5 protein-coding genes, 1 tRNA gene and 1 rRNA gene are annotated in these 7,923 nt (G+C 44.5%); 3 read left to right on the top strand and 4 right to left on the bottom strand.

What is annotated here, in order from left to right:
- The first annotated feature begins 2 nt into the window (after nt 1-2).
- Both rrf and AACV12_RS02055 read left to right on the top strand, forming a co-directional pair.
- Nucleotides 3-118: ribosomal RNA gene (gene rrf, locus AACV12_RS02060) — 5S ribosomal RNA — on the top strand.
- Nucleotides 119-210: 92 nt separating this feature from the next.
- A tRNA-Ser gene (locus tag AACV12_RS02055) sits at nt 211-301 on the top strand.
- A gap of 650 nt (nt 302-951) precedes the next feature.
- Here AACV12_RS02055 and AACV12_RS02050 read toward each other — a convergent pair.
- From AACV12_RS02050 to hemC, 4 genes are read right to left on the bottom strand one after another with little or no spacing between them, the layout of a single operon-like run.
- A complete protein-coding gene (locus tag AACV12_RS02050; RefSeq protein WP_017044530.1) occupies nt 952-2,133 on the bottom strand; it encodes a heme biosynthesis protein HemY in 1,182 nt (393 codons plus the stop codon).
- Nucleotides 2,133-3,314 (bottom strand): uroporphyrinogen-III C-methyltransferase, encoded by a 1,182-nt coding sequence (locus tag AACV12_RS02045; RefSeq protein ID WP_170901387.1) that lies wholly within the window; start codon nt 3,312-3,314, stop codon nt 2,133-2,135. The genes AACV12_RS02050 and AACV12_RS02045 overlap by 1 nt, the downstream gene beginning before the upstream one ends.
- Nucleotides 3,298-4,059 carry a uroporphyrinogen-III synthase gene (locus AACV12_RS02040; protein ID WP_170901385.1) on the bottom strand — a complete coding sequence of 254 codons (762 nt, stop codon included), beginning with the start codon at nt 4,057-4,059 and terminating at the stop codon, nt 3,298-3,300. Before AACV12_RS02040 ends, AACV12_RS02045 begins: the two co-directional genes overlap by 17 nt.
- 3 nt (nt 4,060-4,062) lie before the next feature.
- Entirely contained in the window at nt 4,063-5,001 is a 939-nt protein-coding gene (gene hemC, locus AACV12_RS02035; protein ID WP_026028588.1) for a hydroxymethylbilane synthase, read from the bottom strand.
- 350 nt (nt 5,002-5,351) lie between these two features.
- On the opposite strand from hemC, the gene AACV12_RS02030 reads away from it, so the two are divergent.
- The gene (locus AACV12_RS02030) at nt 5,352-7,880 is read left to right on the top strand and encodes a class I adenylate cyclase (RefSeq protein ID WP_170901383.1); all 2,529 of its coding nucleotides are present in this window, start codon (nt 5,352-5,354) and stop codon (nt 7,878-7,880) included.
- Nucleotides 7,881-7,923: the final 43 nt, after the last annotated feature.

The raw sequence follows: 7,923 nt of genomic DNA, 5'->3' as shown, positions 1-7,923 counted from the left end.
TGCTTGGCGACCATAGCGTTGTGGACCCACCTGATTCCATGCCGAACTCAGAAGTGAAACACAACAGCGCCGATGGTAGTGTGGGGTCTCCCCATGTGAGAGTAGGACATCGCCAGGCTTTGAATATCGCTTACATATCATTAAAAATATGAAAGCAAAACTAAAAATATAGCATTATCAAAGTAAGACTAATTTTTAGTGACAATTTGTGGAGAGATGGCTGAGTGGTTTAAAGCACCGGTCTTGAAAACCGGCGATGGTTAATAGCTATCCTAGGGTTCAAATCCCTATCTCTCCGCCACTTTTAAAGAAAAAACCGCTGTTTTTACAGCGGTTTTTTTTCGTTTTATATCAACATGCCAATCTGGAAAATTAATAGCTTAATTCAATCTCTCGAACATATCTTGATCACCCTATCTGTACTTTCCAAAAATCGATTTACACATTGAACACCTCAGACATAATGTCGTCGTGATCCGCAAAACTTTGTTGGTTAGCATGAGCTAACTGCACACTTGCTCTATTGGATTTAGCACGGTGAGTAGGAGGAAACGTGATGACACTAACATGACTAAACTGCACTTATATACCTACCAGCACCATTCATTATAACGACGGCCTCACCTATTCATTTTTAGGGGCATGCTGACCCAAGCCGACCCAAATAAATACGCATATTCAAATAGCTGTGGCTTCACAGTTCGAGGTTTTGTGCCGTGCTCGGCCTTAAGTCAAATGGCATTTTGATCAAGAAATTATCCAGGAAATCCCAGGTGTTCAAGCGGGTAATAGTAGAATTAGGATGGTTTTTGTTGGCTCGCCAGCGTTTTAAAATCGGTGCTATTAAGGCTATCCATCGTGATATTTAACAATAGCTAGATAGCCTTAATGAGATCGTACTTTTCTTTAATTGGTATAAGGTTATTTTTAGGTGCTTAGTTAGATTGCCATTTAAACATGCTCTATCATGGTCAGTGCCTTACGTGAGACTTCTGCGGCGGCTTTAGGGTAGTTTTGTTTTTCAAGGCTATCGGCAAGATAAGCGTAATCAGATACATTGGCACGGAGCGATAACGCTTTTTCCAAATGGCTTTGCGCCTCCGCCCATTTCTGCTCTCTCATATACAATTGAGCCAGTGCGCTGTGTGCTTCGGCGTTACCACTATCCTTACTAATGGCTTCTTGTAACAACAAAATTGCTGGGTATCTATCTGGTAAATTGAGCTCTGCCAATAATGAATACAGAGCTGGCATTGGGTGTTTTTTTAATGTTTCTTTAATGACGGTAAATGCTTCCGAGTCTGCTTTTCGTTGGATCAACTGTTCGATGAAGCATTGAGTTAAAATGACGTCGTTTTTGGTTTTCCTTGGGAGCTTGTCCCAATGATTGATTAAGCCTTCGCTACCTTGTTGCTGGGCCACGTTTTTTAGTAAACCGCATTGTGCTTTTTGGTTCAGTTGTTGGCTCTCGTCCGCATTAATCTGTTTTGCTTTTTGGAGCTTAGGTAAAAGCTCAAGCAGCGGTTGCCACTGTTCTAGGTGCACGTATGTTGTCTTGAGTAAGTTGAGCACGATGGTGTTATTCGGATGAGTGGCTTGTAATGCTGATAAAGTGCTTAGCGCCTGATCAAACTCTCCTTCTCGTACTTGCTGCTTGGCGCGAGTTAATTCAACGGCTAGGCCTGCATTACTTTGTTGACTGGCGAGATCTAAATAGTGATCTCGTTTTGCTCTATCGCCCATTCCCTGCGCGGCTTCCGATGCAACAAGATAGCAGAGCAGCGGCATATCATGGTGGTTCGCCCAGCGAGTGACTTTCTTTTCTGCCTGCTTCCAGTCTCCCTCTAGAAGTTTAATGATACCTTCATTGGTATAACGGCGAGAGCGCTTTAACTTACGTACGCTGAACCAGTTTAATGTGTTTGAACTGGCGTAGAATGCTTTTTTGAGGAGATATTCTAAGCTAAATAATCCAGAGAGGAGTGCAATCACAAAGATCACTAAGGTGGTCACGCTCATCTCTATTGTTCTATTAGCTATAGAGATAAGAACATAACCTTGCTGGCCAGCATATTGGGTTCCGACAAATAAACCGGTCCCTAATACTACAAAAAGAAAGATGACTCTAAACATTACTTATCCTCCGTAACGCTCATTGGAGAGACTTCACGGCGTAGGCGTTCAGTGATGACATCAGCAAGTTCGTGCTGAGTTTCAAATTTAACTGGATATTGCACTTGTATATTTTGTTTACTGAGCTGCAATAGCGCGTGATTAAACTGCTGCACACTCTGATCATCGGAATTAAAGAAGCTGACTGACCATTTATCTGCTGTGTTCAGTGCCGTTGTATAAATTTCTTGTTGTTCTGCGTATACGGCTTTAATGGCGGTTTCTAATTTTGCTTTGAGATTTTCTTTTAGATAGAAGTGCTGTTCAGGTGACAGTAGCGGAATGGCATTACCGTCTCGAGTGCGGAAGGTAATGAAGTTCTCCGAGAAGTCTTTCAATGAGCTAACGAGATTATTTTGCCAGTCGTTAATATTTTCGGAAACTTGTGGTGCTGATTGCTGCTGAGTTTCAGGCAACATGGCATTGGCCAGCGGTAGAGTGTCAACTTGTTGCTGTAAGATTGTTAAGCGTAACACTAGCCCTTCACGATCAATCAATGGGATGATTTTGAGCTGAGTAATGTCACGCGCCATGGCTTTGCGTAGCGGCACTAAGCTTGGGTCATTCAATTCAGCAATACGCTGATCAGCGCTTTCCATTAGCTTGGTCGCGCTGACGATGTCATGTTCTAGAAAAAGTTTACGGCCTGCTAGTTTCACTAAGTAGTCAGCTTCTGCTAGTAGCCAGTCGTTGGGACGGCGGCCTTTGATATCAGCTATCGCCAGTTGCAAGCTGTCGATACTTTTTTGCTGTTGATTCAAGGCTACGTCAGTTTTGTGAGTGAGTTGGTCCGCTTTGGCTTGTGTTTCTTGCTTTATTTGATTGATTTCAGCCGCGAGCTGACTTTGGGTTTGTGTTAATTGAGTCTGCAATGCGTTGATTTTGGCTTGGTAAAAGGCGTCTTTTTTCTGCATTTGATAGGCTATACCACCACTGAAAATGATGGATAAGCTAATTGCAATAACAGAAAGTTTGATACTGCGCTTTGCTCGTTTATCACTCTTTTCTTCAGGCTGAGACGTGGGATCCTGCACGTAACTTTTTGGTGAATCAAGGTTATCCGTTGCGTCTTTTTCTGTAACCAGAGGAGGTGTGGCTGCTTTTTCAGGTTCAATATGCGGGTTATTATTTTTGCTTGTCATGCTTAGAGTCCTGTCTAGATTGGCTAATACTAGCCGCGAGTTCTGTATTGGAGGCGCTTCCCACGTTCGTGACGCACCCAAATCCCATGTGCAGCGCCTCTTGTCGAATTCGCTCGCTTGGGACAAAAAGAGCTAAATTTAGCAGCCAGAGTCGTTGTGAATCAGAGAATTGATCCATCATAAAATTGAGTTGACCTGAGCTGGTGACAACTAACTGAGTGACTTGCTGTTGCTGCCACAGAGATATCGATTCGGCGGCAAAGAGGGTGATCGTATCGCGTCGATACACTTCCTTATACACCACATCAGCACCACGCTCGATTAAGCTGTCGTGGATGAGCTCACGTCCGCCATTACCACGTAAAATCATCACCTTAAGGCCCGATATTGATTGCAACTGCGGTAGGGCAAGCAGGTGTTCACTGTCACTTATCTGCGGATAGTGTACTTTTTGTTGGCTTAATTTGCTGAAAACATGTGCGGTTTTTTGACCAACGGCAAGGTATCTGGCGTCATTTGGCCAAAAATATCGATGATCTTGCAAAAATTGATGACTGAACGTCACCGCGTTTTGGCTAACCGCAATAATAATGTCGCATTGCTGAAGTTCTGGGAGTAAATACGGGAGATCGGCTCCTGCATTAATCTGAATCAGTGGATGGTGAACGGAGCGGATACCGAGATCCGCTAATTGTTGGCAAAGTTCAATCCCTTGATTTTTGGGACGAGTGACCAACACCGTCATGCTTTATTCGTGCTCGCAGTAGAGTTTGGACAGAATATCTCGCGCTCCATCATTGAGCAATTGATGGGCAAGCGTGACTCCTAGTTGCTTGGCATCGGAGCGGTGGCCGCGAATCTCACCTTGTACAATCTTAGAACCATCAGGCTCACCGACTAATGCTCTTAGCCAAATATGATCACCATCGAGCAATGCGTAGCTACCGATAGGTACTTGGCAACCGCCTTCTAATGTTAGGTTCATGGCTCGTTCACATTTCACGCGATCAGCCGTGTCAGAATGGTTGAGTGGCGCAAGCAATGCTCTTAAACGTTCGTCATCTAAACGGCATTCAATCCCGACTGCACCTTGCCCTACTGCAGGAAGCGATTGTTCTGGTTCAATAATGCTGCGAATGCGATCTTCAAGCTTCAAACGTTTTAAACCTGCTGCGGCGAGAATAATCGCATCGTATTCACCTGCGTCGAGTTTTCCAAGACGAGTACCGACATTGCCACGCAATTCTTTAATCACAAGGTCTGGTCGATATGCTTTGAGTTGGCATTGGCGACGTAGGCTACAGGTGCCGACGATGGCACCTTGAGGCAGTTGTTCAATGCTTTGATAGGTGTTTGAAACGAAAGCATCACGTGGATCTTCGCGTTCACAAATCGTCACTAGTCCAAGCCCTTGAGGGAAATCGACGGGAACATCTTTCATTGAATGCACAGCTAAATCGGCACGGCCTTCAAGCATAGCGACTTCCAACTCTTTGACAAAAAGCCCCTTACCACCCACTTTAGCTAAAGGCGTATCTAAAATGACGTCGCCTTTGGTTACCATGGTCACTAATTCCACTTCTAGGCCAGGATGAGCCGCTTGCAGCGCATCTTTAACATAATAAGCTTGCCAAAGGGCGAGCGGGCTTTTACGTGTGGCGATTCGAATGGGTGTTGCGTGAGTCATGATAATCCCGAGTGTAGGTAATGGATGGTTTAATCCTATCATTCCCGCTATGAAAGGTTTACTACTAGATCGTCGCTGTGAAGGATTGATGAAGAGATAGCATAAATTGGTCAAAATTGTGTGATTTATATCTCGTTTATATAATGAGCTATTACGACAAAGTGTAAATAGCTACGACACTATAGCCAAGGTCATTGGAGCGCATTGTAGGCATGCTCTGCTTGAGTGTGATATGCATCGAGAGGGCTTTACCAAATGGAAAGAAAATGTTAGATTGATCACGTTTTTTTGGTGCTTTAGAATAAAATATAATCAAAGCGCGTGTTAATGTTTCAACCAAGGAATCAACCTTGCAGGCTTACACCAAGACGTTAATTCAACGATTAGACAATCTCAACCAGCAACGTACCGAGCGTGCGCTGGCGCTTATGGATTTGCAAAGTCAACGTGTATTTCATTTCATTCCTGCATTACTGCACTTCAATCACCCGATTATTCCCGGCTACTACGATGCAAAAGTCCCTTATGGTGTCTATGGTTTTGAGCCTAACGGCATCCAACGTCAGCTGGTTGAAGATACAGAACTCACCTTAGGTCAACCCTTACCGACCGCTGATTCCCCCGCTATTCTTGCTCTGTATACCATGGGCAGTACCTCGTCGATTGGTCAAAGCACCTCGAGTGACTTAGATATTTGGGTATGTGTAGCATCGAGTATGAGCTGTGATGAGCGGGAAAGCTTAAGCAACAAATGTTTGTTGATCACTGATTGGGCAAAGAGCCAAGGGGTGGAAGCTAACTTTTTCTTGATGGATGAGCTACGTTTTCGCAGTAATCATTCTGAGCAGATGACAGGCGAAAACTGCGGTTCATCGCAACATCTCCTGCTATTAGACGAGTTCTATCGCTCTGCTGTTCGCTTGGCAGGCAAGCGTTTACTGTGGCAAATCGTGCCTCCTGAAATGGAAGAGTGCTACGACGAATACGTGCACGAATTGTGCAGCAATGATTACATTAATTGCAGTGAATGGATCGATTTTGGTAAGTTGAACCGCATTCCTGCTGAAGAGTATTTCGGCGCAAACCTTTGGCAGCTTTATAAAAGCATCGACTCGCCTTACAAGTCAGTGTTAAAAGCGATTCTGCTTGAGGCGTATTCGTGGGAGTACCCACACACGCAATTATTAAGCATTGATACCAAACGACGGTTTTTTACTCATGAACCTGATTTGTACAGTATGGATGCTTACTATTTGATGCTTGAAAAAGTGACGCGTTACCTTGAACGTATTGGTGATTCTGCCCGTCTTGATCTGGTGCGTCGTTGTTTTTATCTCAAAACGCATGAAAAGTTATCCCGTGAGCCGAGCTTAGGCTCAGTGGCATGGCGTCGAGAAGCATTAAGCCACATGATTCAGCAGTGGAATTGGTCGGAATCTGTTGTTCAAGAATTAGACAATCGCCGTAATTGGAAAGTTGAACAAGTTAAAGTCGTCCATCATGCGTTGTTAGATGCGTTGATGCTGAGCTATCGAAACTTGATCCAGTTTGCACGCCGTAATGACATCACCTCGGCCATTAGCCCACAAGATATTTCAATCCTCGCACGTAAGTTGTATGCGGTGTTTGAGGTGTTGCCGGGTAAAGTCACTCTGCTGAATCCACAAATTTCGCCAGATCTGCACGAGCCGGATCTCTCGTTCATTCAAGTTCGGGAAGGGCGAACCAATAAAGCGGGCTGGTATCTGTATAAGCAGCCTCTAGTTGCCCATCGTATGATTGGCCAACCTTTCCTTGAGCATAATGAATACCTCAGTAAGCTGGTCTCTTGGGCGTTCTTCAATGGTTTGATCACGGAATCAACTCATTTGCATTCAGTAGTACGTGACGCACAGTTGGATATTGATAAGTTCTATCAAATGGTTAGCGATTTGCGTAATACCTTCTCGTTGCGTAAGCGGCGGCCGACCATGCAGGCCTTAGCGAGCCCTTGTGAAATCAGCCAACTGGCGATGTTCATTAACTTTGAAAATGATCCTACCGCGGAATTAAGCGGTAAATCGCTCAAAATTGATTTGAAAAATATAGATATTTTCAGTTTCGGATCTGAGCAAAAAAGCTTAGTCGGTAGTGTCGATTTAGTGTATCGCAACTCGTGGCATGAAGTACGGACTCTCCATTTTACTGGCGAAACGGCGATGCTCGACGCGTTGAAAACCGTGCTTGGCAAAATGCACCAAGATGCGCTACCGCCAGAGTCTGTCGATGTATTTTGTTACAGCAAAAGTCTGCGTGGCGTGATGCGCAACATGGTGTACCAGTTGCTGGCGGAATGTATCGATTTGCGTTTGAAACCGGTAGAGCAAGAGAAACGTCGCCGTTTTAAAGCGTTACGCATTGGCGATCAAATGTATGGCCTGTTTTTTGAGCGGCGAGGGGTTTCGGTACAGAAGTTGGAAAATTCGGTAGATTTTTACCGCAGTATTTCAACCAACAAATTGAAAGGTTCACCGCTGTTAATGCTCGATCGCGATCAAGATTATCAACTGCCGGAAATCGTCGATGGTTTTGCTAGTGAAGGCTTAGTGCAGTTTTTCTTTGAAGATACCGATAAAGGCTTCAACATTTATGTGTTGGATGAGTCGAACCAAATTGAAGTCTATCACCAGTTCAGCGGCGAAAAAGATGAGATGATCACTAACGTCAACAGCTTTTATACCTCAGTGCGCGACGGTAACCCACTCTCCGCTAAACTTATTAACTTCAATCTGCCGCAGTATTATCAAATCGTCCACCCAGAAGAAGGGGAAAGCTATATTGTCCCTTATCGTAACGATTCCGCGCTCTATTCTCGTCCTTCAAAAGCGGTCAACGCTTAGTTCGGTAGCGCCAAGTCACACATCTGTCACTTGGCGTTGTTGC

This window comes from Vibrio sp. 2-2(8) (genome assembly GCF_963888495.1).
In the GTDB taxonomy this organism is placed as follows: domain Bacteria; phylum Pseudomonadota; class Gammaproteobacteria; order Enterobacterales; family Vibrionaceae; genus Vibrio; species Vibrio anguillarum.
This window is presented reverse-complemented; position numbering and strand designations above follow the sequence as displayed.

Bases quoted from the DNA above. Each gene is read 5' to 3' on its own strand.
- AACV12_RS02045 (WP_170901387.1), bottom strand. From the start codon at position 3,314: ATGACAAGCAAAAATAATAACCCGCATATTGAACCTGAAAAAGCAGCC.
- AACV12_RS02050 (WP_017044530.1), bottom strand. From the start codon at position 2,133: ATGTTTAGAGTCATCTTTCTTTTTGTAGTATTAGGGACCGGTTTATTT.
- hemC (WP_026028588.1), bottom strand. From the start codon at position 5,001: ATGACTCACGCAACACCCATTCGAATCGCCACACGTAAAAGCCCGCTC.
- AACV12_RS02040 (WP_170901385.1), bottom strand. From the start codon at position 4,059: ATGACGGTGTTGGTCACTCGTCCCAAAAATCAAGGGATTGAACTTTGC.